This is a genomic window from Akkermansia muciniphila (assembly GCF_030848305.1).
GTDB lineage: Bacteria > Verrucomicrobiota > Verrucomicrobiia > Verrucomicrobiales > Akkermansiaceae > Akkermansia > Akkermansia muciniphila_A.
This window is the reverse complement of sequence record NZ_CP114598.1, coordinates 2,090,313-2,111,246: the sequence shown is the minus strand read 5'-3', so window position 1 is coordinate 2,111,246 and position 20,934 is coordinate 2,090,313. Positions and strand designations below refer to the sequence as shown.

General features: G+C 57.7%; 18 protein-coding genes and 1 pseudogene. 14 read left to right on the top strand and 5 right to left on the bottom strand.

Annotated features, from left to right (window positions below; genetic code table 11):
• Window positions 1-94: 94 nt before the first annotated feature.
• The 5 genes from O4G22_RS09205 to O4G22_RS09185 all read left to right on the top strand — a co-directional run bounded on the left by O4G22_RS09205 (window position 95) and on the right by O4G22_RS09185 (window position 5,612).
• Entirely contained in the window at window positions 95-1,612 is a 1,518-nt protein-coding gene (locus tag O4G22_RS09205) for a cellulose synthase family protein (RefSeq protein ID WP_094136275.1), read from the top strand.
• 10 nt (window positions 1,613-1,622) lie between these two features.
• Entirely contained in the window at window positions 1,623-2,480 is an 858-nt protein-coding gene (locus O4G22_RS09200) for a L,D-transpeptidase (RefSeq protein WP_306701619.1), read from the top strand.
• A 114-nt stretch (window positions 2,481-2,594) separates the two neighbouring features.
• The gene (locus tag O4G22_RS09195) at window positions 2,595-3,152 is read left to right on the top strand and encodes a YqgE/AlgH family protein (protein ID WP_290487780.1); all 558 of its coding nucleotides are present in this window, start codon (window positions 2,595-2,597) and stop codon (window positions 3,150-3,152) included.
• Between the two features lie 10 nt (window positions 3,153-3,162).
• The gene (locus O4G22_RS09190; RefSeq protein WP_306701618.1) at window positions 3,163-3,858 is read left to right on the top strand and encodes a YggS family pyridoxal phosphate-dependent enzyme; all 696 of its coding nucleotides are present in this window, start codon (window positions 3,163-3,165) and stop codon (window positions 3,856-3,858) included.
• An 86-nt stretch (window positions 3,859-3,944) separates the two neighbouring features.
• The gene (locus O4G22_RS09185) at window positions 3,945-5,612 is read left to right on the top strand and encodes a GTPase family protein (RefSeq protein WP_094136279.1); all 1,668 of its coding nucleotides are present in this window, start codon (window positions 3,945-3,947) and stop codon (window positions 5,610-5,612) included.
• 24 nt (window positions 5,613-5,636) lie between these two features.
• On the opposite strand, the gene O4G22_RS09180 is transcribed toward O4G22_RS09185, so the two are convergent.
• Genes O4G22_RS09180 through O4G22_RS09170 form a run of 3 tightly spaced genes read right to left on the bottom strand, consistent with a single transcriptional unit; the run spans window position 5,637 to window position 8,421 of the window.
• Complete coding sequence (locus tag O4G22_RS09180; RefSeq protein ID WP_306701617.1) at window positions 5,637-6,227, bottom strand: 5-formyltetrahydrofolate cyclo-ligase; 591 nt, start codon at window positions 6,225-6,227, stop codon at window positions 5,637-5,639.
• Window positions 6,194-7,072: an ABC transporter ATP-binding protein gene (locus O4G22_RS09175; RefSeq protein ID WP_300771470.1), complete on the bottom strand. Its 879-nt coding sequence runs from the start codon at window positions 7,070-7,072 to the stop codon at window positions 6,194-6,196. Before O4G22_RS09175 ends, O4G22_RS09180 begins: the two co-directional genes overlap by 34 nt.
• A gap of 8 nt (window positions 7,073-7,080) precedes the next feature.
• Window positions 7,081-8,421 carry a dipeptidase gene (locus tag O4G22_RS09170; RefSeq protein ID WP_306701616.1) on the bottom strand — a complete coding sequence of 447 codons (1,341 nt, stop codon included), beginning with the start codon at window positions 8,419-8,421 and terminating at the stop codon, window positions 7,081-7,083.
• 154 nt (window positions 8,422-8,575) lie between these two features.
• Here O4G22_RS09170 and hprK point away from each other — a divergent pair, with 154 nt between their 5' ends.
• From hprK to O4G22_RS09135, 7 genes are all read left to right on the top strand, one after another.
• Window positions 8,576-9,538: an HPr(Ser) kinase/phosphatase gene (gene hprK / locus O4G22_RS09165; RefSeq protein WP_012420790.1), complete on the top strand. Its 963-nt coding sequence runs from the start codon at window positions 8,576-8,578 to the stop codon at window positions 9,536-9,538.
• 84 nt (window positions 9,539-9,622) lie between these two features.
• Window positions 9,623-9,889 carry an HPr family phosphocarrier protein gene (locus tag O4G22_RS09160; RefSeq protein WP_094136284.1) on the top strand — a complete coding sequence of 89 codons (267 nt, stop codon included), beginning with the start codon at window positions 9,623-9,625 and terminating at the stop codon, window positions 9,887-9,889.
• A 47-nt stretch (window positions 9,890-9,936) separates the two neighbouring features.
• Window positions 9,937-11,715, top strand: coding sequence for a phosphoenolpyruvate--protein phosphotransferase (ptsP, locus tag O4G22_RS09155; RefSeq protein ID WP_297408252.1), 1,779 nt, complete (start codon window positions 9,937-9,939; stop codon window positions 11,713-11,715).
• Between the two features lie 113 nt (window positions 11,716-11,828).
• Window positions 11,829-13,517 (top strand): sulfatase, encoded by a 1,689-nt coding sequence (locus O4G22_RS09150; protein ID WP_306701615.1) that lies wholly within the window; start codon window positions 11,829-11,831, stop codon window positions 13,515-13,517.
• Between the two features lie 103 nt (window positions 13,518-13,620).
• A complete protein-coding gene (gene argF / locus O4G22_RS09145) occupies window positions 13,621-14,538 on the top strand; it encodes an ornithine carbamoyltransferase (RefSeq protein ID WP_046435577.1) in 918 nt (305 codons plus the stop codon).
• A 33-nt stretch (window positions 14,539-14,571) separates the two neighbouring features.
• Window positions 14,572-14,991, top strand: a complete 420-nt coding sequence (locus O4G22_RS09140) for a SufE family protein (RefSeq protein ID WP_290487769.1) — start codon at window positions 14,572-14,574, stop codon at window positions 14,989-14,991.
• A gap of 14 nt (window positions 14,992-15,005) precedes the next feature.
• The gene (locus tag O4G22_RS09135; protein ID WP_094153250.1) at window positions 15,006-15,386 is read left to right on the top strand and encodes a PEGA domain-containing protein; all 381 of its coding nucleotides are present in this window, start codon (window positions 15,006-15,008) and stop codon (window positions 15,384-15,386) included.
• A gap of 124 nt (window positions 15,387-15,510) precedes the next feature.
• On the opposite strand, the gene O4G22_RS09130 is transcribed toward O4G22_RS09135, so the two are convergent.
• Window positions 15,511-17,547 carry an alpha amylase C-terminal domain-containing protein gene (locus O4G22_RS09130; protein ID WP_306701614.1) on the bottom strand — a complete coding sequence of 679 codons (2,037 nt, stop codon included), beginning with the start codon at window positions 17,545-17,547 and terminating at the stop codon, window positions 15,511-15,513.
• A gap of 85 nt (window positions 17,548-17,632) precedes the next feature.
• Window positions 17,633-18,652: a LicD family protein gene (locus tag O4G22_RS09125; RefSeq protein ID WP_306701613.1), complete on the bottom strand. Its 1,020-nt coding sequence runs from the start codon at window positions 18,650-18,652 to the stop codon at window positions 17,633-17,635.
• Here O4G22_RS09125 and O4G22_RS09120 point away from each other — a divergent pair.
• Both O4G22_RS09120 and O4G22_RS09115 read left to right on the top strand, forming a co-directional pair.
• Entirely contained in the window at window positions 18,630-18,884 is a 255-nt protein-coding gene (locus O4G22_RS09120) for a hypothetical protein (protein WP_306713869.1), read from the top strand. The genes O4G22_RS09125 and O4G22_RS09120 overlap by 23 nt on opposite strands.
• 203 nt (window positions 18,885-19,087) lie before the next feature.
• Window positions 19,088-20,919: pseudogene (locus tag O4G22_RS09115) on the top strand (aminotransferase class I/II-fold pyridoxal phosphate-dependent enzyme).
• The last annotated feature ends 15 nt before the right edge of the window (window positions 20,920-20,934 follow it).

Here is a 20,934-nt window from a genome sequence, read left to right as displayed (position 1 = left end):
GACTCTCGCCCTATGGTGTCCTATACGGGCGTCACGTCAAGGAAATCCCCCTGCCCTGACGCAAAAAGATACCCCCCCCCTTTGTGCCCCCTTCATGTCTTTAAATTACAATTTTATCTGGCTTTTGTGTTATCTTCTGGTCCTCGTCGGCCTGGCGGGGTATGGCTTCCACCGCCTGAGCATCGTTTACCTGTACTGGAAAAACCGCAATAATAAGCCCCAGCCCAAAGCGCGCTTCCAGGAACTGCCCGTCGTGACGGTCCAGCTCCCCATGTTCAATGAGAAGTTCGTCGTGGACCGCCTCCTGGAATCCGTAGCCGCTCTGGATTATCCGCAGGACAGGCTGGAAATCCAGATTCTGGACGATTCCACAGACGACACCACGGAACAATGCTGCCGCAAGGTGGAGGAATTAAAGTCCCGCGGCTTTGACGCCGTCTGCATCCACCGCACGGACCGCACCGGCTTCAAGGCAGGCGCGCTGGAAGCGGCCACCAAAACAGCGAAGGGGGAATTCCTGCTGATTCTGGACGCAGACTTCGTTCCGGAACCGGATCTCCTGCAAAAAACCATCCATTTCTTCACGGATGAAAACGTGGGCCTCGTTCAAACCCGCTGGGGCCACATCAACCGTGAATACAATCTCCTCACCCGCATCCAGGGGATGTACCTGGACGGCCATTTTGCCATGGAACAGACGGCCCGCAACCGTTCCGGCCGATTCTTCACCTTCAACGGCACTGCGGGCATATGGCGCAAATGCGTAATCGGCGACGCGGGCGGCTGGTCCCATGACACCCTGACGGAAGACATGGACCTTTCCTACCGTGTCCAGCTCAAGGGCTGGCGCTTCATCTACCTGAACGACGTCGTTACCCCGGCGGAACTTCCCGTGGACATGGACGGGTTCAAGTCCCAGCAGCACCGGTGGACCAAGGGTTCCATTCAGGTCTGCCAGAAAATCCTGCTGGACATCTGGCGCTCCAATGCTCCCCTTAAAGCCAAGGTAGAAGCCACCACCCACCTCACCTGCAATTATTCCTACCTGCTCCTGGCACTGCTCTGCTTCCTGGTGTACCCCATCTGCACGCAGCGCATTCCGGAAAATGAAACGGTCTTCATGTGGTTTGTGAATGTGGCCCTGTTCTTCATGACCAGCGTGGCCGTCTGCATCTTTTACATGAGCGCCCAAATCGTGGTGCGTCCCAAATCCTGGTGGAAGGAACTGCCGTACCTCCCCCTCCTTCTCACGCTGAGCGTGGGCATGGCGGTCAACAACGCCAAGGCTGTTCTGGAAGCCATCTTCGGCCATCAGTCCGCCTTCGTCCGCACGCCCAAATACGGCGTGGACCGGAAGGAAGACCGCCGGCACGTCTCCCAGCTCAAACGCAACGGATACCGGGCCATTAAATCCGTCGTCATCCCCGTTCTGGAAATCGCCTGCGGAACTTTCTTCCTGAACCTGATCATCATCATGATCCGCCAGGGCCATTACCTTTCCCCCATCCTGATGATTCCTTTCCTGGGTTTCTATTACACAGGATTCTGTTCCCTGGGCCGCATGATTTCCAACCTGCTGCCCGCCAAGCAAACTGCCAAAGCCAAGAACTGACGCCTTTCCCATGCCTGCGCCTCTCTCGCAAGCAGCACGCCTGATTCAACTCGCCGGCGCAGCTTTCGCTGTGTTCGGAGTGCTGGCATCCTGTTCCCGTCCGGATTATGAGCCCACCGCCATCGTGAAAGACGGCGCGGTCGTCAGCGTCAGGGACCAGAAAATGGCCGTCATGCGTCATGGCCGGGTAGTGAAAACCTACCCTGTCAGCACTTCCAAATTCGGCCTGGGAGACAAAAAGGGAAGCTGCCGCACTCCGCTGGGCGCCCATCGCATCGCTTCCAAAATCGGCAGCGGGCAGCCCAAGGGCATGGTGTTTAAAAGCCGCAAGCCCACCGGGGAATGCGTCGCGCCCAATTCTCCGGGCCGGGACCCCATCGTCACGCGCATCATGTGGCTGGAAGGTCTGGAACCCCGTAACCGGAACGCTCACTCGCGCCTGATTTATATTCACGGTACGGCGGAGGAACGCACCATCGGCACTCCCGCCTCCTACGGCTGCGTCCGGATGAAGAGCAATGACGTGTATGAAGCCTTCAACCTGCTCCGGACCGGAGACCCGGTCGTGATTGAACGCTGTTCCATTGACGCCTCCCTGAAAGCTCTGGCCCAGGCGGAAAAAATGCAGGATTCTTCCCTGCTGGTCATGGCTTCCGCTCCAGACCGCATGGAGAACGCCAATACGGCCTCCGTCATTTCCCACCGCCGCAGGGCTTCCCGTCCCCCCGCCGTCGCCCTTTCCCGCAGGCAGACGGCATCAGCCGGAAGGAAATCCGTTTCCTCCAGGAGGGCGGCCTCCCGCAAGACGACCGGAAATTCCAGGGTTGCCGTCCGTTCCGCCAGGGGGACCCGCTATACACTCGGGTAAAAACTCATCTTCCCGCCTGTTTTTCCGGTATTTCGTTTTCGCCGCCTCCTGACATGGCCGTTTGAACGCATGGTTGCCTGCCTCCGTCACATTTGGTAACGTAGATTTATGGCCATGATGGAACATGAAGATATCAGCAATGAAAACCTGGCGGGACACCTTCTGATTGCCGCACCCTACCTGGATGGCGCCGGATTCCATCATTCCGTCATCTTCCTGAGCAGGGCGGAGAAGGAATTTGTCATCGGCCATATTTTGAATCATCCGGCCGGCATGAATGTGGGGGACGTAGCCCGCCATACGGAAATCCCGGAATCCCTTTACACTGTGCCTATCTTCAAGGGAGGGCCCGTAGAACGCAACCAGCTCATCTTCGCCGCTTTCATCCGCACGGAGGATAAACTGCGCGTCCAGTTTCATCTGCAAGAGGAACAGGCCCTGGAATACCTGGAAGATCCCCGCGCCATCCTGCGCGCCTACGTAGGCCATAGCGGGTGGACGCCGCCCCAGCTGCGCCGGGAACTGAATGACCGCGCCTGGTATGTTTCCCCCATGGTGCCGGACATCTGTCTGGAAACGGATTCTTCCAAGGTCTGGGCCATGGCCATGCGGCGGCTTTCGCCCCTGCACCATATCATGAGCCACGCGCCCGCGCAGCCATCCCTGAACTGAACCACCCATCATGAGCATTCAACAAAATCTGGAACATATTCTCTCCCGCATACGCGCAGCGGAACTCCGCGCCGGACGCCCGGCAGGTTCCGTCCGCCTCGTCGCCGTCAGTAAAACTTTTCCCGCAGAGGATGTGAAAGCATGCCATGATGCGGGCCAGCGCATTTTCGGCGAAAACAAGGTCCAGGAGGGACTGGGAAAAATCCCCTCCCTTCCTCCGGATACGGAATGGCATCTCATTGGCCCCCTCCAGCGCAACAAGGTGCGCAAGGCCCTGGAATATTTCACGCTGATCCATGCCGTGGACTCCCTGCGCCTGGCCCGGTTCATAGATACCGTGGCCCAGGAAACGGGAAAACGGCCCCGCATTTTACTGGAAGTGAATGTCGGGGATGAAGACAGCAAATTCGGATTCTCCCCGGAAACCCTGGAAAGGGAATGGCCGGAGCTGTCCGCTCTGAATCACCTTGAAATCGCCGGTCTTATGTGCATTCCTCCCCCGGTGGAAAATCCGGAGGAGGCGCGGCCCTATTTCCGCCGTCTCCGGGATCTGAAGGAAGCGCTGTCCGGCAGAGGGGGAGCCGCACTGACGGAACTGTCCATGGGCATGAGCCATGACTTTGAAACGGCAATCGAGGAAGGAGCCACGCTCGTCCGCGTAGGGACGGCCATTTTCGGCGGCCGCTCATACGCTCCCGCTTCGTGATTTTAGTTGGACAGAAGGAAAAGCGGCGTGTAGGTTTGTTCCGCAAAACCGGAACAGCCCGGACGGAGACCTGATTTCATCACCCCATGCTGACAGGAGGAAAAAACGTGATTCCGCATGCGGTGCGGGACGTAGCGGATGCCGCCGCGGCGTTCTCCGCCCGCATTGGCCCCGACCGTCATTTCGGTTCCCAGGAAAAGGTGGAAGAAGCCCTGGCCGAATGCTGCTCTCCGCAGAATGTCACCGTCATCGGCATGACAGGGTCCGGCAAATCCTCTACGCTGGACGCCCTGGCCGGGGAACGGTTCTGTTCCCGCGTGTCCAGTGAAGCCACGCTGGTTCGCTGGCAGTACAGGCCTCATCCCGCTCCCCATACCCATGAATGGGTTCTGGACCTTTTTTACCCGTCGGACGCCCTGCTCAACCTGGAGTTCTGGGACACCATCGGCCTGGAACAGGAGGATGCCCCCAGAAAGCTGAAGCACATCGTTCCCAAATCGGATGCCATCCTCGTGGTTATTTCCGCCAGCGGCGGCAGCCATTCCGCCCTGTGGGACTATCTCCGGACGCTGGAGGAACGGCTTCATTCCCGCATGGTTCTCGTCATCACTCATGCGGAGCTGCTCTCCTTTGAGCAGCTCCAATCCTTGAAAGAGGAACTTCGCGCCACCTCCCGGGAACGCCTGGGAGTGCAGCTGCCCCTGTACCCCGTCACGACCGCCGGAGAGCACGCAGGGGAAGGAGTGGAAGCCCTGACGGCATGCGTTCAGGAAGTGCTGAAACGCAGCCCGCTGACGGACAAACGCGTGGAACGCCTCCTGCTGGCTACGGACAGCCTTCTGGCGGAACAGGGGAAGGTGCTCGATGAACTGAGCCGCCTTTCCAAGATGGATTCCGGCTTCCTGACGTCCATTGACCGGGAAATCGACCGCATCCAGCTCCAGATGGAGGATGAAATGCCGGCCCGCCTCAAGGCATACGCGCAATACGTGCAGGACTGCGTGCCGCGCCTGGGGAAAAAGTCGGCACGCCAGATGGGGCGTTTCCTCTCCATCCGGCGCACGATGATCCTGCACAAGCTTCCTCCCGTCATTGACGAATGGTTTTATGAGCTGGTCAAATCCGGCATTGAGGAACGGCACGCGTATTACAACAAGGAATTCCTGAACATCTGCCAGACGCACTGGAACCATGTGCGCCCACGCGTGAAAGAACAGTGGGACTGCGACATAGGAGATTTTCCGGCCGCAAAGCTCCAGACGGATCTGGAAGTGTACAAGGAAAGGCTGGGGCGTTCCATTTACATGCCCCTGAAGGACTTCGGCATCAAGCCGTGCCTCAGCAAGCTGTTTCTGGACCAGGAGGACGTGATGAGAACGGAAATCAAGCTGATGCTCCTTCTGGTAATTCTGGGAGCCCTGCTGGGCTGTTTCGGAGAGCATGCAGCAGGGTTCGCCTGCGTGGGCGCAGCCCTGGTCATCTGGGTGGGCGGCAACCTGGGGCTGGCCTGGATGCAATTCCGACTGTCCCGCCAGATTGTGGCCGCAGCGGCTGAAATGCACATTGCCGTGGAATGCGGATTGCGCACTCCCCTGTATGAAGCCATGATCAGCGGACTTTCCGACTACCGGAAACTGTATGCGGACATCCGCGGCCAGGTAGCCGGAGGGGTGGAATATCTCCAGCCCCTGCTTAACGCCCGCTACGACCTGTTCTATAAACTGACTGTGCAGAAACACCGTTTCCGCATCTAGCCTCTTTTCCTTTCTCGGGAGAGGTCACTCCCCTTCTGGCGTAATCACCATATCCACACGCCTGTCATGGGCTTCCATGGGCAGGTCGTCCAGAAGCTGGCAGGGGAAACAGACTCCCGCCAGCGGCACCCCAGCAGCCGGGCCGGCCAGCAGCGTATCATAAAATCCGCCGCCATACCCCAGCCGCTTGCCGTCTCCGGTAAACGCGGCCCCCGGCAGCACGATCAAATCCATTTCCCCCGCATGCAGTTCCGGGCAGTCCGGACCGGGTTCGCGTATGCCCCAGCTGCCCGCCACCAATTCCCCGTGATGGCATACACGGTGAAAACTCAGCTTTCTCCCTTCATGCACCAGCGGGAAGTACCATTCCCGGTCCGGAAGCAAATCCAGCAGGGAAAGCAAATCCACCTCCCCCGGCCTGGCGGCAAAAACAGCCACGCGCCGGAAATTCCTTTCCCGCACCAGCGCCGCCACGCGGCGGCAGATGGAACGGGACATGGCCTCCCGGGCGGCGGCATCCAATCTGCCCACCCTTTCACGTATCATGCGGCGCACTTCCCGTTTAGCGGCCGCCGGACCGCTTACGGTTCCGGATTGGGATGCTTTTCCTTCCATTCCAACAAACTTTTTAGAAATACGCTTTCCAGGGAGTTGCGCGGATGCCCGTCCTCCAGCCATGAGGCACGGCCGTCTTCCTTCACCATATCCTTCAGCCGTTCCATCAGTTCCGGGGAAGCATGCTCCAGAAGTATTTCCTGCTTGTCGGAATCCCGCGTCAGCTCATTCACAGTCCCTTCCGCAATGAGCAGCCCTTTAAAGATGACGCCCACCCGGTCGCAAACCTCCTGCACCTGTTCCAGCAGGTGGGAGCACAGGAATACGGTCATTCCCCGCCCTTTCAGGTTGTCGATAATATTCCGGATATCTCGCGACCCCAGGGGATCCACTCCGGCGGTCGGTTCGTCCAGAACCAGCAGGCGGGGGGACTGGACCAGCGCCTGCGCCATGCCGATGCGCTGGAGCATCCCTTTGGAATAGCCGCCCAGCCGCCTGTCCGCCGCATCGGCTAATCCCACCAGCTCCAGCAGTTCCCGGACTTTCTCTTTCAGAGGTTTTCCGCTCAGGCCGCACAATTTGCCGTAAAAGGAAACAGTTTCCGCTCCCGTCAGGAATTTGTAAAAGTAGGGGTTTTCCGGAAGAAAGCCCACTTCCTCCTTGCTGTCCGGAGCCAGGCTGGACCTGCCGAAAATGGAGCAGGAACCTTCCGTAGGCCTCACCAGCCCCAGCAGGGCCTTCATCAGAGTGGACTTGCCGGAGCCGTTCGGGCCAATGAGGCCATACACCTCCCCCTGCCGGATATTCATGTCTATCCCCCGCACGGCATGCACCACGGGCTTGCCAAGACCTGTTTTAAAGGTCTTGTGCAAATTGACTATTTCAGCGGCGGCAGGCTGGTCCATAAGAAAGGTCAATGCTTGATCTGCCCCAGGCGGCGCAGAAGAATCTGGCTCATGTCAATGCCCCTGGAGAACAAATCCACGGGAAAGTTTTCATTGGGGGAGTGGATATGGGCATCAGGAAGGCACATGCCCAGCATCAGGGCATCCGCTCCCAGCATGCGCTTCATCTCCTCAATAATCGGAATGCTGCCTCCTTCCCTTACCAGCACGGGTTTGCGGCCAAAAGCCTCTTCCAGAGCCTGCTGGGCGGCAAGACCGAACTCGGAATTCGGATCGCACACGTAAGCATTCCCGCCGTGGCCACGCCTGAACTCCACCGTGACGCCCTTGGGGGAATGTCTCTTCACATGTTCTTCCAACAGGGTTTCAATCCTTTCAGGCTGTTGCCCCGGCACCAGCCGGCATGAAATTTTGGCAAAGGCATGGCTGGGGATAATCGTCTTGCTTCCCTCGCCCTGGTAACCTCCCCCAATACCGTTGATTTCCAGCGTCGGACGGGCAAAGATACATTCCGCTCCGGTGAACCCGGCCTCCGTCACCACGGTTTCCACGCCCGTCAGCAGAGCCAGTTCCTCATTGCTCATGCCGGGCACCGTGGCCCACATGCTGCGTTCCCATGTGGCGATAGGTTCCACGCCGTCGTAAAACCCTCTCACGGCCACACGCCCCTCCTCATCATGGAAGGAAGCGATTATTTCCGCAAGAGCCGTGATGGGATTGGCCACCGCTCCTCCAAACACGCCGGAATGAAGATCCGCGGAAGGGCCTCTGACGATTATTTCCGCCCCGGCCAGGCCGCGCAGACCGTAGGAAAACGTAGGGGTGTCCGGAGCGGCCATTCCGGTATCGGAAACCACAATCACGTCGCAGGCCAGTTCTTCCCTGTGCTCCTTGATGAACTGGGAAAGACTGCCGCTGCCCACTTCCTCCTCCCCTTCCAGAAGGAAAATCACATTCACGGGAAGGTGGCCTCCGTTCTGGCGGAGCAATTCCTCCACGCCCAGGATATGGGCGAACAGCTGCCCCTTGTTGTCCGTAGCGCCGCGGGCGTAAATTCTCCCGTCCCTCACTTCCGGCTCAAACGGGTCGGATTCCCACAATTCCACAGGATCTACGGGCTGCACGTCGTAATGGCCGTAAATCAGCACGGTGGGCTTTCCTTCCTCCCGCGGGCTGCGGGCCAGCACAATGGGGTGGAGGGGCGTTTTACAGGCCTTTGCTTCCAATCCCATGCCGGACAATTTATCTACCAGCCAGTCCGCGCAATCACTCACGTCCCGGGCGTGTTCCTTCTGTGCGGAAATGCTGGGAAATCTCAACAAGGTGGCTAATTGATCCAGTCTGTTCATGCCTTCATCAGACCATGCCTGCGGCTTCAAATCAACCGGTAAAGTGTGGCATTCCATGCCGGAACGGGCCTTTTTTCAAAAAAGGCCCCCGCACACGGCCCCGGCAACAATATTTGATTGCTCTCACGTGTGTTTTGTTTCTTTATATAGGATTATGTTCAGCAAATCCAAAGTGAAGAAAGTGGATTTCGTCACCCTGTCCAAATTTTACGGCAAGTACAAGGAAGCCCTCCAACTGGAACTCATCAACAGCCCCGCCGGCCTCAGCCGCCACATCTGCGAACCCGCCCTCAACCGCCCCGGCCTGGCGATCGCCGGCTTCTACTCCTACTTTGCCAACAAACGCATCCAGGTTTTCGGCTCCGCGGAGCTGGCCTATCTTCAAAAACTGCCGGAAGGCATGCGCAAATCGCGCATTCAGCGCATGTTCCGGTGCGAGGTGCCGGGCATCGTCTTCTCCCGTGACAAGATCCCTCCACGGGAAATCGTGGAACTGGCGGATGAGGCCGGCGTCTGCGTCTTCCGCACAAGCCTGGTAACCATGAAATTCGTCAACTCCGCCACCATCATTCTGGAAAACGAATTCGCGGAAAGCGTCACCCTGCACGGCTGCATGGTGGACGTGCGCGGAGTGGGCGTCCTCATCCGCGGCAAGAGCGGCGTGGGGAAGAGTGAAACGGCCCTGGGCCTGATTGAACGCGGGGCGGCCCTCGTGGCGGATGACATGGTGTACGTGCGCAACGTGGGCGGAGAACTGGTGGCCAGCGCCCCGGAAATGAGCCGCGGCTTCATGGAGGTGCGCGGCCTGGGCATCGTCAACATCACCACCCTTTTCGGCCTGAAATCCATCCGCCACAACAAGCGCCTGGACCTCATCGTCACCCTCATTCCCGCCAAGGACCAGGAAGAGCTGGACAGGCTGGGCCTGGAGCGGGAGGGGCTGGATGTCCTGGGGGAAAAAGTGCTCCATGTCCAGCTTTCCGTGGCTCCCGGCAGGGATATTGCCAGGCTGGTGGAAGTAGCCGCCATGGACTACCATCTCAAGGACATGGGCATCGACATGGCCGGGGAGTTCAACCGCCGCCTCATGTCAAACTTCCAATCCTCTGAAAACTAGGACTGACAAAAAACTCTTGGAAAAAAACTTTAATTAGTGTACTTACCGTTGTAGCAACCGTTATCACCCCTTACTTCAAATTCCATGGTCACCAAGGAGCTCACCATCATCAACAAACTCGGCATTCACGCGCGTCCGGCTGCTCAATTCGTCAAACTGGCCAGCAAATTTGATGCAGACATTGTCGTGGAGAAGGATGGCGAGGAAGTTGACGGCAAGAGTATTCTGGGTTTGATGATGCTGGCGGTAGGCCACGGCTCCAAGATCACCATCATGGCGGAAGGGAAGGACGAACAGGAAGCGTTGAACGCGCTGGAAGACCTGATTTCCCGCAAGTTTGAAGAAGATTAAAACACTCCGGCTCACAGCCATATGAGACCGGGCCATCAAGCCCGCAGATGATTCAGGAACCCATTTCAACGGAAGAAACCTGGCTTCAGGGCATTCCCGTTTCCCCCGGTATTGCCCTGGGCAAGATTAAAATTCAGATCAGCGGTTCCAGGGAACCTGTAGCGTACGATATTTCCCCGGAAGAGGTGGATGCCGAGCTGGTGCGCTTCCACCGGGCGTTGCAAACAACCGCGGACCAGATCAGGACGCTGCGGGAACGCATGATCCAGATATCCGGAGAGAAGGATGCCTCCATCTTCGACGCCCACATCCTTCTCCTTCAGGACAAGGTTATCCTCCAGCAGGTTCAGACGGAACTGGTCAAGCGCCTCCAGAACGTGGAGCACATCTTTTATGTGGTCATGCAGAACTACATGGAAGTTCTGCGCCGCGTGGACGATCCCTACCTGCGCGCCAAAACCGCGGACATGGAGGATGTCATGCAGCGGGTCATTAACAACCTCCGCAGCACGGAACCTCCTGAAGACGAGGAAGAAGCGGAAAAAGACCAGGTGCTGGTGGCTTATGACCTGACCCCTTCCGACACGGCCGCCATGGACGCCAGCCTGATTCACGGCTTTGCCACGGAAATGGGCTCCTCCGTCTCCCACACAGCCATTCTCGCCCGCTCCATGGGCATCCCCGCCGTCGTGGGGCTTGAGCAGGCCCTTCTGAGAGTGGAAAGCCACTCCCCCGCCATTCTGGACGGCTACAAGGGCGTGCTCATCCTGAAACCCACGAAGGAAACGGAGGAATACTACCACCGCCTCCAGGTGGAAAAGGAAAAGGCCTACAAGGCGCTGGAAGCGCTGCGCGGCCTGCCCACCATCACCCGGGACGGCCGCAACATCCGCCTGTCCGTCAACGTGGAGTTCCCCCATGAATACTCCGGCATCAAGGAGGTGGGAGCGGAAGGCGTAGGCCTGTTCCGCACGGAATTCTTTCTTCTGGGCAATCCATCCGGCATGCCGGATGAAGAAGAACAAACGCGCTACTACAGAAAACTGGCGGAAGGCTGTTCCCCCCACGGCGTCATCTTCCGCACCCTGGACTCCGGCGGCGACAAACTGCCGTGCGAACAGCTCCGCGCCCCGGAACCGAATCCCTTCCTTGGCTGGCGAGGCATCCGCGTCTCCCTCAGCCGACCGGAACTGTTCAAGCAGCAGCTCCGGGCCATCCTCCGCGCCTGCGCGGACACGCCCGGCTGCGGCGTTATGTTCCCCATGGTCTCCGGCTACACGGAAGTGGTCACGGCCAAGCACATCCTCCAGGAATGCCGGGAGGAACTGGAAAGGAAGAACATCCCCTATGCGCGGGATTTGAAAGTGGGCATCATGATTGAAGTGCCCAGCGCCGCCATTATGACGGACGTGCTGGCCCGCGAGGTGGACTTCTTTTCCATAGGCACGAATGACCTCACCCAGTACACTATTGCCGTGGACCGGGTCAACAACCGCGTCGCCAATATGTTCCGCCCCACGCATCCTGCCGTGATACGCATCATGGGCATGACGATCACCGCCGGAGAACGGGAAAACATTCCCACGGCCATCTGTGGGGAAATGGCGGGGGACATCACCCTGCTTCCCCTGCTGATCGGCTTGGGAGCCACCTCCATGTCCGTGGGCGTCCACCTTGTCCCCATCATCCGGTACGCCATCCGCAATCTGGACTACAGCCAGTGCCGGGACATGGCGCAGAAGGCGCTCCAGGCCCCCAACAGCAGGGCTATCGTGGACTTGAGCACGACTCTGGCCCGGAAATCCTATCCGGCCCTGTTTGAATAAGCCCTATCCGGCCCGGAAAAACGGAACTTTCCCGGGCAAACTGCCGCAGGAACACGAATCCTTGACAGAAATGTCCGGCCCATGCGTTATTACAGGTACCGGCTTTTTTGATAATGAACATTTCCCGCATTGCAGCCTTTTTCATCCCGTTCCTGCTGGGAAGCGCCTGTTCCGCTTCCGCAGCTTCCGCAAAAGAAGCCCGCGCGGCAGAATTAAAACGCCCCAACATCATCCTTTTCCTGGTGGACGACATGGGCTGGCAGGACACTTCCCTGCCCTTTTGGAGGGAAGAGGACGGCTCTCCCAAGCCAACTTTCCTGAACAAGCGCTACCGCACGCCCAACATGGAAGCTCTGGGCAAGCAGGGCATGGTCTTCACGAACGCCTATGCGCAGCCTATCTGTTCCCCCAGCCGGTGCAGCCTCATGTCCGGCATGAACTCCGCCCGCCACCGCGTCACGAACTGGACGCTCCTGCGTGACCAGACCACGGACGCAGGCCATCAAGCGCTCAAGGCTCCCGCAGACTGGAGCGTCAACGGCATCCAGCCGGCAGGAACCAGGGCGTCCGGAACCACCCATCTTCCCCTGACGGAAGAAAAAATCCAGTACAGGATGGAAAAACCCTTCACCCAGGTGCTTGGGTTGCCCGCCCTGCTCAAAAAACAGGGTTATACCACCATCCACTGCGGAAAAGCCCATTTCGGCTCCAAAAATACGCCCGGAGCCAATCCCAGGCTCTTCGGCTTTGACTACAATATCGCCGGCACGGAAATAGGCGGCCCGGCGGACTACCGGGGTTCCCGGAAATACGGCACGGGGAATTTCCATGTCCGCGGACTGGATGAAAATAATTACTATGAAAACGACACATTCCTGACGGAAGCCCTGACGCAAGAGGCGCTGAAACGCCTGGACGCCATCCGGAAAAACCCCAGGGAGGCGGACAAGCCTTTCTACCTGTACATGTCCCATTACGCCATCCACTGCCCCTTCGACATGCGCGGCTATGACAAGAGGTTTGCGGAAGAGTATTCCAACCCCAATGACGGCCATAAATGGTCCGACAACGAAAAACGCTATTCCGCCCTGATCCAGGGGATGGACAAGAGCCTGGGCGACATCCGGGAATATCTGAAAAAAAACAATCTGGATAAAAATACCGTCATCATCTTCATGGCAGACAACGGGGGCCTTGCCATCAGCGGACGCATGGGCAACAAGGAATCCAATTACCCGCTTAGTTTCGGCAAGGGTTCCAACCGGGAAGGCGGCATCCGGGAACCGATGATCGTCTACTGGCCCGGGGTCACAAAGGCGGAAAGCGTCTGCGCCACTCCCGTCATCATTGAAGACTTTTTCCCCACCATTCTGGAAATAGCGGGAGCAAAAAAAATTCAGGCGCCTCAGGTTGTGGACGGCAAAAGCTTTGTTGCCCTGCTGAAAGGCGGCAGCATGAATCCCAACCGCCCCCTGCTCTTCCACACGCCCAACGTATGGGGGGAAGGGAACGGAAACAACTCCCGTTATTCCCCCAGCACGGCCATGCGCCAGGGGGACTGGAAGCTTATCTACTGGCACCCTGACCAGAAGTTCGAACTCTTCAACCTCAAGGAGGACATCAGCGAGGAGCACAACCTGGCGGAACAGCAGCCGGAACGCGTTAAGACCATGGCCAGGACCATGACCGCCCTGCTCAAGGAGCGCAAGGCCCAAATGCCCACCTACAAAAAGAATAATCCCGCCGGAGCCCGTGAAGGTGCTCCCGTACCGTGGCCGGACCAGGCGGCGGCCAGGCTGTAAAGGCATCTCCACCCCTGCCTGGAAAGCCGCATTATTCCCTTTTCTTTTAAGAAAACAGGGAGTATGGTGCGGCTTTCCCGTTTTTAATTCCCTTTCAAAAACCATGAACAACCTCCTTTCCATCGAACAGCTTACCGGAGACGAAATCCGGGGCCTGCTCGCCCTGGGCCACCGGCTTAAGGCGGAACGCGGCCATCACGAACGCCTCCCCCTGAAGGGGCAGACCTGGGCGCTCATCTTTTCCAAATCCTCCACCCGCACCCGTGTTTCCTTTGAAGTAGGCATCAGCGAACTGGGGGGCCGCCCCATGTTCCTTTCCGTCCATGACATCCAGCTTGGGCGCGGAGAGCCCATCAAGGATACGGCCCGAGTGTTGGGACGTATGATTCACGGCGCCGCCATCCGTACGTACGGGCAGCAGGAGGTGGAGGAATTCGCCAGTTTTTCCGGCATTCCCACCATCAATGCCCTGACGGACGAGGAGCACCCCTGCCAGATCCTGGCGGACCTGCTTACCATTGAGGAAATCTACGGTCCCGGCTCCTGGAAGGATATGAAAATCGCCTTCGTGGGGGATGGGGACAACAACATGTCCCGCTCCTGGATGTGGGCGGCCAAGAGGCTGGGCTTTACGCTCGCCATCGGCGCCCCCACCAATTATCTTCCCCTGGAAGACTTCCGCAGGCATCTGGACTGCGAGAACGTCATCTTTACCACGGACCCCGTGGAAGCCGTCAAGGGCGCTTCCGTCATCAACACGGACGTCTGGCTTTCCATGGGCCAGGAATCGGAAGGGCTGTCCAAGGAAAAACACTTCTATCCCTACCAGGTGAACAGGGAGCTGCTGGAACACGCCGCCGCCGGCCATTCCGTTTTCCACTGCCTGCCCGCCTACCGCGGCAAGGAAATCACGGAAGACGTGCTGGAACATTTTGCTCCCGTTATCTTCCGGGAAGCGGAAAACAGGGTGCATGCCCAGAAAGCCGTGCTCGCCACGCTTGCGGACGCCCGCCGGGGATAACCCGCCCGGCTCATCCTACCCAATCTCCGAGCCATGAACTACGAAGAACGCCTGCAAGACCTGCTGGATGAACTGGACTTGTTCCAGGACTGGACGGAACGCTACGAATACATCATCAGCCTGGGGAAAAAACTGCCCAGGCTGGAGGAAGCCTACAAAACGGAGGACTCCCTCATCAAGGGATGCCAATCCCGCGTGTGGCTGCACACGGAACCGGACAACGGCGTGCTGAAACTGTACGCAGACAGCGATTCCCTCATCACCAAGGGCCTCATTGCCGTCTTCATCCGGCTGCTTTCCGGTCTGCCTCCGGAAGAAATCCTGAAGGCGGACATGTCCAAGCTGGACAAAACCGGCCTGAAAGACCACCTGGCGCCCACCAGGGCTAACGCCCTCAACTCCATGGCGGTCCAGATTAAGCAGGCCGCCATGAAAATGGCGGAACACCATTGATTTTTTCCAGAGCAATGACTCACGGCCTTTTCCCGCATCTTCTCCTGCTCTCCGCATTCTGCGGCGCAAGCCTCTCATGCAGCAGCTCTTCCCGGGACATCACCATCCGCAGCATTCCTTCCGGAGCCAGCCTGCGCGTGAACGGAGATTACGCCGGCCAGGCCCCCGTCACGCTCTCCCTGAACAGGCACAAGCCCGTGCACGTTGCGGCGGATAAACCCGGCTTCCTTTCCACGGAAAAAACGTTTTATCCGGAAATGACCACGCAAGGGGCCATTTTGTGGGGCCGCAATAACGAGAAGTCCAAGGACTTCAAAACGGACATCCTGACCATCCGCCTGAAAAAGGCGGATTCAGGAGCGCCTCCTCTGCGGGAGCTTCCCGCAAATTGGTAACAGCCTGCCGGACACGTTCCGGCAGGGAGAGCGCCTATTCATCCCGCGCCCGGTACGCTGGCCCGTCCCGCACGCCCCTTTCATGGACGGATCAACAACCCGCCAGTTTTTTTGAGGCCGCACGCTAATCCTCCCGCCCCAGGCGGCGGGCCATGACGGCGGAACCTGCCCTTTTCAGGACCAGGGCCGTACGCGGCAGCAGGTACAGGGAAAGGTTCCCGTCCTCATCCGTAAAATGCGGCATGGAAACATCCTGCCTCCCGAAACCGCCGAAACGGGCGCTGTCCGTATCCAGCACGACCCGCCATTCCCCCTTCTGAGGAACAGGCAGCATGTAATCCATGATAGCCTTGTCCCCGGACCAGTTGAACACAAATACCAGACCGCCGCGGTGGAATGCCATGACACGGTTGGTCTCGTCAATATTAAGCGGGAAAGGCGGCGGATTATTCAGCAGCCGGGCTTCCTGCGCCAGGCGGACCATCGCCTGGTCAAAGGCATTCAGGAACTTGAACCTGAGGGAAGGATTGTCCACCAGGGACCACTGGCGGCGGCAGTATTCGTAAGACCAGCCGTTGCCTTCGCGCGGAAAATCAATCCATTCCGGATGCCCGAATTCATTGCCCATGAAATTCAGCCAGCCTTCCCCCCCGGTAGCCAGCGTCACCAGGCGGATCATCTTGTGCAGAGCCATGCCGCGGTCAATAATGAGGCTCTGCTGGTCCACGGCCATTTTCCAGTACATTTCCGCATCCATCAGGCGGAACGCCAGAGTTTTGTCTCCCACCAGGGCCTGGTCATGGCTCTCGCAATAGGCCACATGCGGCTCTCCGTAGCGCCTGTTGGTCAGCGTGTACCACATGTCTCCCATGCTCCATTCCTCATCCTTTTTCTCCTTGAGCAGCTTAATCCAGTAATCGGGAATGCCCATGGCCAGGCGGTGGGAAAAGCCAATCCCCCCTTCGTCCACCGGACGGCACAACCCCGGCATGCCGGACATGTCCTCCGCAATCGCTATGGCGCCCGGCTTCACCCGCTGAATCAGCGTAGTGGCCAGCTGCAGATAAGCCACGGCATCCAGATCCACGGAAGAGCCGAAGTAGGCGCCCAAATCCCCGAACGGCTCATGCCCGCGGTGGAAATACAGCATGGACGTCACGCCGTCAAAACGGAAGCCGTCAAAACGGAACTCTTCCAGCCACCAGCGGACATTGGACAGGAGGAACTCAATCACCTCGTCCCGGCCATAATCAAAACAACAGGAATCCCAGTCCGGATGACGGCCGCGCTCCCCGGGCAGGAAATACATGCCTCCGGAACCGTCAAAATTGTTCAGCCCTTCCGCCTCATTCTTCACGGCGTGGGAATGCACCACGTCCAGCAGCACGGCGATGCCCAGGCCGTGAGCCTGGTCTATCAGGTATTTCAGGTCCTCCGGCTCGCCGAAACGGGAGGAAGGGGCGAAAAAGGAGGAAACATGGTAGCCGAAGGAACCGTAATAGGGGTGCTCCTGGACCGCCATCAGCTGGACGGTATTGTAACCCAGACTGGAGATCCGGGGAAGAACCTCGTCCGCAAACTCGCGGTACGTATGCACGCGCCCTTCTTCCCCGCCCATGCCTACATGCGCTTCATACACGAACGGAACTTCCACCCGGGAAGGATCAAAACCGTTATTCCGCCATTCATAGGGGCGCTCCGGCATCCAGATCTCCCCGGCAAAATCATAGGTGGTCGGATCCTGGACGGTCCTGGTAATCCACGCGGGAATGCGATCTCTGCCCGTGCCGTCCGCACCGACCACGTGCACCTTCACCTTCTGCCCGTGAGCCAGCGCATCAGGCGGCAGCGTAATCTCCCACACGCCGCGCTCATTCCGCTCCAGCGGGTGGCTCTCCCGGTTCCAGCCGTTAAAATCTCCAATCAGGGACACCCTGCGGGCGGCGGGAACCCATTCCCGGTACGTCCACGCCCCCGTCTCCGCGTCCCTGTTGAAACCGTAATAGCGGTAGCCACGCGCGTATTCCTCCAGAGAACCGGCGCGCTGGTTGATCCTCTTCATTTTCAGGTCAAACAGACGCTGGCGGTCGCTTATCTGGCGGGAATACGGCTGGAGCCATCCGTCCGCCATCACCAAGCCGGGTATCGGGGGTCTTCTCATTATCTGATGATACCCCGCCTCAATCAGAAGGGTCAAGGAAGAAAGAAGGGCTGCTCCCGGAGGGGAAGGAAAACAGGCGCGCCCTTTACCCTCGTCCGGGAAGGCGCCCCGTATCACGCATGTACATCATCCTGCCCAGAACCTCCTTGGAAATATGGTTCAAATCAAAATGCACAGGGGGAGAATCCGGCAGAGCTCCCCAGTCCCCGTACTGGCCGTACAACACCATTTCAGGCAACCGCGGGGCCGGGAACTCCCTTCCCTCAAACCGGACGCGGGAAAGCGGAAACAGCCATTCATGGCGGAAGGAATGGCGGCACGGGCCGGCAAAAGGAATCTCAAAACCCAGGAAAATGTTTCCTCCATCCGCCGGCCGCCGTCCTCCCATCACCACACGGTCCCGGATCGCCATCTTTTCCTCATAAGAACACCGCGTCCGGTAGCGGCAGGAGGAATCCACCTCATAATCAAGCATTCCGGATGCCTTGTAACCGCGCAGCAGCCACTCCCCTTCCTCAGGGGCATCCGGAGACCACGCGGCAGGGGCCGTGTCATACGGGAAAATGTCCACATTGCATAACGTGCCCGGCAACCCGATCTGGATGAACGGATCCATACTGACGGAGAAACCGCGCGAACCGAAAAGCCCGGCGGCGTTCGCCCTCAACCTCTCATAATCTTCACGCAGCATGGAAATATCCAGATCGTCATCCCAGGGGATAAAGCCCCGGTGCCGCACCGCGCCCAGCAGGGTCCCGAAATCCAGCCAGTACTGATAACCGCCCTCTTCAAGAATGCCGGCCACCTCATTCAAAAAACAGGTCATGGCCTGCTGCACAATCCTCAGCACTCCGGATGCCTGGGGCATTTCCTCGGCCCGGACGGTAGCTTTAACCAGTTTGCCCAACTGGGAAAATTCACTTTCCCGGCCCACCTTGAACCGCCCGCACGGAATGCCGAAAAGACGGACGAAACGCTTCTTCCTGTCCGTGCAGGAAGAAAGCACGTTCAGGCCGCAGCACCGGACTTCCGTCACCCACCAATGCTTTCCCCTTACTAATTTCCCGGTTCTTCCGGCGGTAATGAATGATGGCAGCTTCATCATAGGTAAATTTGGTCAAAAAACACGCGGGCTATGCTTCATTTTTCCAGGAAAGCACATCCGGCAGATTCAGAACTTTATCTCCCACTTTTTACAAGTCAATGAAAAACAAGCCGTTCTTTTCGGAGAAAAACACTCGTTCCATCATCGTAAAACTGCTCTTTCCAAAATGGCGGACAAACCTCATCCGACCCTTTCCACTGTATTGGCGACAAGCGGATTGAGCATCCGTTAAGCGTTTCGTCCATTCTGACCAAAGCCAAATCAATGAAAAATAACAGGCTTGCGATGAGACATAAAAAACGGTCTTTTCTTTTTACCCGTGTAATATTCCATTAACATATTCTTACAGAAATTTTTACTTTGACGGCGGATGCTCAATCCGTTAAACATAGTTTCCAGTTCTTTCTCAAGTTCTGAAGACCAATTAGAGTACTTATGCAGGCGATCATTTTAGCGGCTGGAATGGGAAAAAGGCTGGGAGCGCTCACCCGGAACAACACCAAATGCATGGTTCAGGTCAACGGAGTGACGCTGATAGAACGCATGATGAAACAATTGGACCGCCTTTCCCCGTCTCTGGAAAAAATTGTAATCGTTACGGGCTATGAGGGGGAAAAGCTCAAGACTTTCCTTTCCCGGCTGGACATTTCCACCCCTGTGGAATACGTGGACAATCCCCTGTATGCCAGCACCAACAATATCTATTCCCTGTACCTGGCCAAAGAACACCTGCTCCAGGACGATACGCTGCTCTTTGAATCCGACCTGATTTTTGAAGACTCCGTTATTGACGCCCTGCTCCGCCACCCCTATCCCAGCCTTGCCCTCGTCGCCAAATTTGAAAGCTGGATGGACGGCACGGTCGTCACGCTGGATGAAGACGACAACATCAGGCAATTCATTCCCGGAAGCAAATTCTCCTACAAGAAAAAGACGGAATATTTTAAAACCGTCAATATTTACAAATTCAGCAGGGAATTCTCCCAGACCCATTACGTCCCCTTTCTTACAGCCTACAGCAAAGCCCTGGGCAATAATGAATATTACGAACAGGTGCTGCGGGTCATCGCCCTGCTGGACAAGCCGGAAATCAAGGCGCTGCGCCTCGGCGGCGAAGCATGGTATGAAATAGACGACATCCAGGACCTGGACATCGCAGCTTCCATATTCACCCCGGACAGGGAAGAACACCTGCGCCTGATGGAATCCCGGTACGGAGGCTACTGGAGCTATCCCCGCATCAGGGATTTCTGCTACCTGGTCAACCCCTATTTCCCCAACAAACGCCTCATGTCCGAACTCAAGGCAAATTTTGAACGCCTGGTGAGGGAATACCCGTCCGGAATGAGGGTCAATAGCCTGCTGGCGGCAAAATACTTCGGCATCAGCCAGGAATACATCTGCATCGGCAACGGCGCGGCGGAACTCATTAAGGCGCTCATGTCTCACCTGGAGGGAAAAATGGGGATCATCTACCCTACCTTTGAGGAATATCCCAACCGGCTGAATCCAGATATGGTGGTGCCCTTCCATACTGCTTCCCGGAATTTCACTTACACGGCGGACGACCTGATGGAATTTTTTTCCGGGAAAGACATTGGTACCCTGCTCCTCGTCAATCCGGGAAACCCTTCCGGCTTCTTCCTGCCGAAAGGCGATGTGCTGCGCCTCTGCCAGTGGACAAAAACCCGCGGCGTACGCCTGATCGTGGATGAATCCTTTGTAGACTTCTCCTGCGGAATGCCGGACAATACGCTGCTGAAAGACGACATCCTGGAAGAATATCCCCACCTGACCGTGGTAAAAAGCATTTCCAAATCCTACGGCGTTCCGGGTCTCCGCCTGGGTGTTCTGGCCTCCGCGGACAGGGAACTGGCGGCATGGCTCAAAAAAGACGTTTCCATCTGGAACATCAATTCCATTGCGGAATTCTACATGCAAATCTTCGGGAAATATGAGCAATCCTACGTGCGTGCAACCGTTTCATGAAAGAACGGGACCGCTTCATGCAGGAACTCTCCCGCGTGCCTTTCCTGAACGTGTTCCCTTCCCAGGCAAACTACTTCATGTGCGAGGTCAAGCCCCCCATGAAAGCTCGCACCCTGACCGGCCTTCTGCTGAAAAACCACTCCATCCTTGTTAAGGATTGCAGCCGGAAAAAAGGATTTGAAGGCAGGGAATTCATCCGTGTCGCCGTCAGGGACGCAACCGACAATGATGCCCTGGTCCGGGCCATGCACGAGATGTGTTCCATGCATTCAAACTAGTCATTAGCTCTCTTT

Bases quoted from the DNA above. Each gene is read 5' to 3' on its own strand.
- ptsP (WP_297408252.1), top strand. From the start codon at position 9,937: ATGATTCAGGAACCCATTTCAACGGAAGAAACCTGGCTTCAGGGCATT.
- O4G22_RS09135 (WP_094153250.1), top strand. From the start codon at position 15,006: ATGACTCACGGCCTTTTCCCGCATCTTCTCCTGCTCTCCGCATTCTGC.
- O4G22_RS09120 (WP_306713869.1), top strand. From the start codon at position 18,630: ATGAATGATGGCAGCTTCATCATAGGTAAATTTGGTCAAAAAACACGC.
- O4G22_RS09190 (WP_306701618.1), top strand. From the start codon at position 3,163: ATGAGCATTCAACAAAATCTGGAACATATTCTCTCCCGCATACGCGCA.
- O4G22_RS09175 (WP_300771470.1), bottom strand. From the start codon at position 7,072: ATGGACCAGCCTGCCGCCGCTGAAATAGTCAATTTGCACAAGACCTTT.
- O4G22_RS09205 (WP_094136275.1), top strand. From the start codon at position 95: ATGTCTTTAAATTACAATTTTATCTGGCTTTTGTGTTATCTTCTGGTC.
- O4G22_RS09125 (WP_306701613.1), bottom strand. From the start codon at position 18,652: ATGATGAAGCTGCCATCATTCATTACCGCCGGAAGAACCGGGAAATTA.
- hprK (WP_012420790.1), top strand. From the start codon at position 8,576: ATGTTCAGCAAATCCAAAGTGAAGAAAGTGGATTTCGTCACCCTGTCC.
- O4G22_RS09150 (WP_306701615.1), top strand. From the start codon at position 11,829: ATGAACATTTCCCGCATTGCAGCCTTTTTCATCCCGTTCCTGCTGGGA.
- O4G22_RS09170 (WP_306701616.1), bottom strand. From the start codon at position 8,421: ATGAACAGACTGGATCAATTAGCCACCTTGTTGAGATTTCCCAGCATT.
- O4G22_RS09195 (WP_290487780.1), top strand. From the start codon at position 2,595: ATGATGGAACATGAAGATATCAGCAATGAAAACCTGGCGGGACACCTT.
- O4G22_RS09130 (WP_306701614.1), bottom strand. From the start codon at position 17,547: ATGAGAAGACCCCCGATACCCGGCTTGGTGATGGCGGACGGATGGCTC.
- argF (WP_046435577.1), top strand. From the start codon at position 13,621: ATGAACAACCTCCTTTCCATCGAACAGCTTACCGGAGACGAAATCCGG.
- O4G22_RS09160 (WP_094136284.1), top strand. From the start codon at position 9,623: ATGGTCACCAAGGAGCTCACCATCATCAACAAACTCGGCATTCACGCG.
- O4G22_RS09180 (WP_306701617.1), bottom strand. From the start codon at position 6,227: ATGGAAGGAAAAGCATCCCAATCCGGAACCGTAAGCGGTCCGGCGGCC.
- O4G22_RS09200 (WP_306701619.1), top strand. From the start codon at position 1,623: ATGCCTGCGCCTCTCTCGCAAGCAGCACGCCTGATTCAACTCGCCGGC.
- O4G22_RS09185 (WP_094136279.1), top strand. From the start codon at position 3,945: ATGCTGACAGGAGGAAAAAACGTGATTCCGCATGCGGTGCGGGACGTA.
- O4G22_RS09140 (WP_290487769.1), top strand. From the start codon at position 14,572: ATGAACTACGAAGAACGCCTGCAAGACCTGCTGGATGAACTGGACTTG.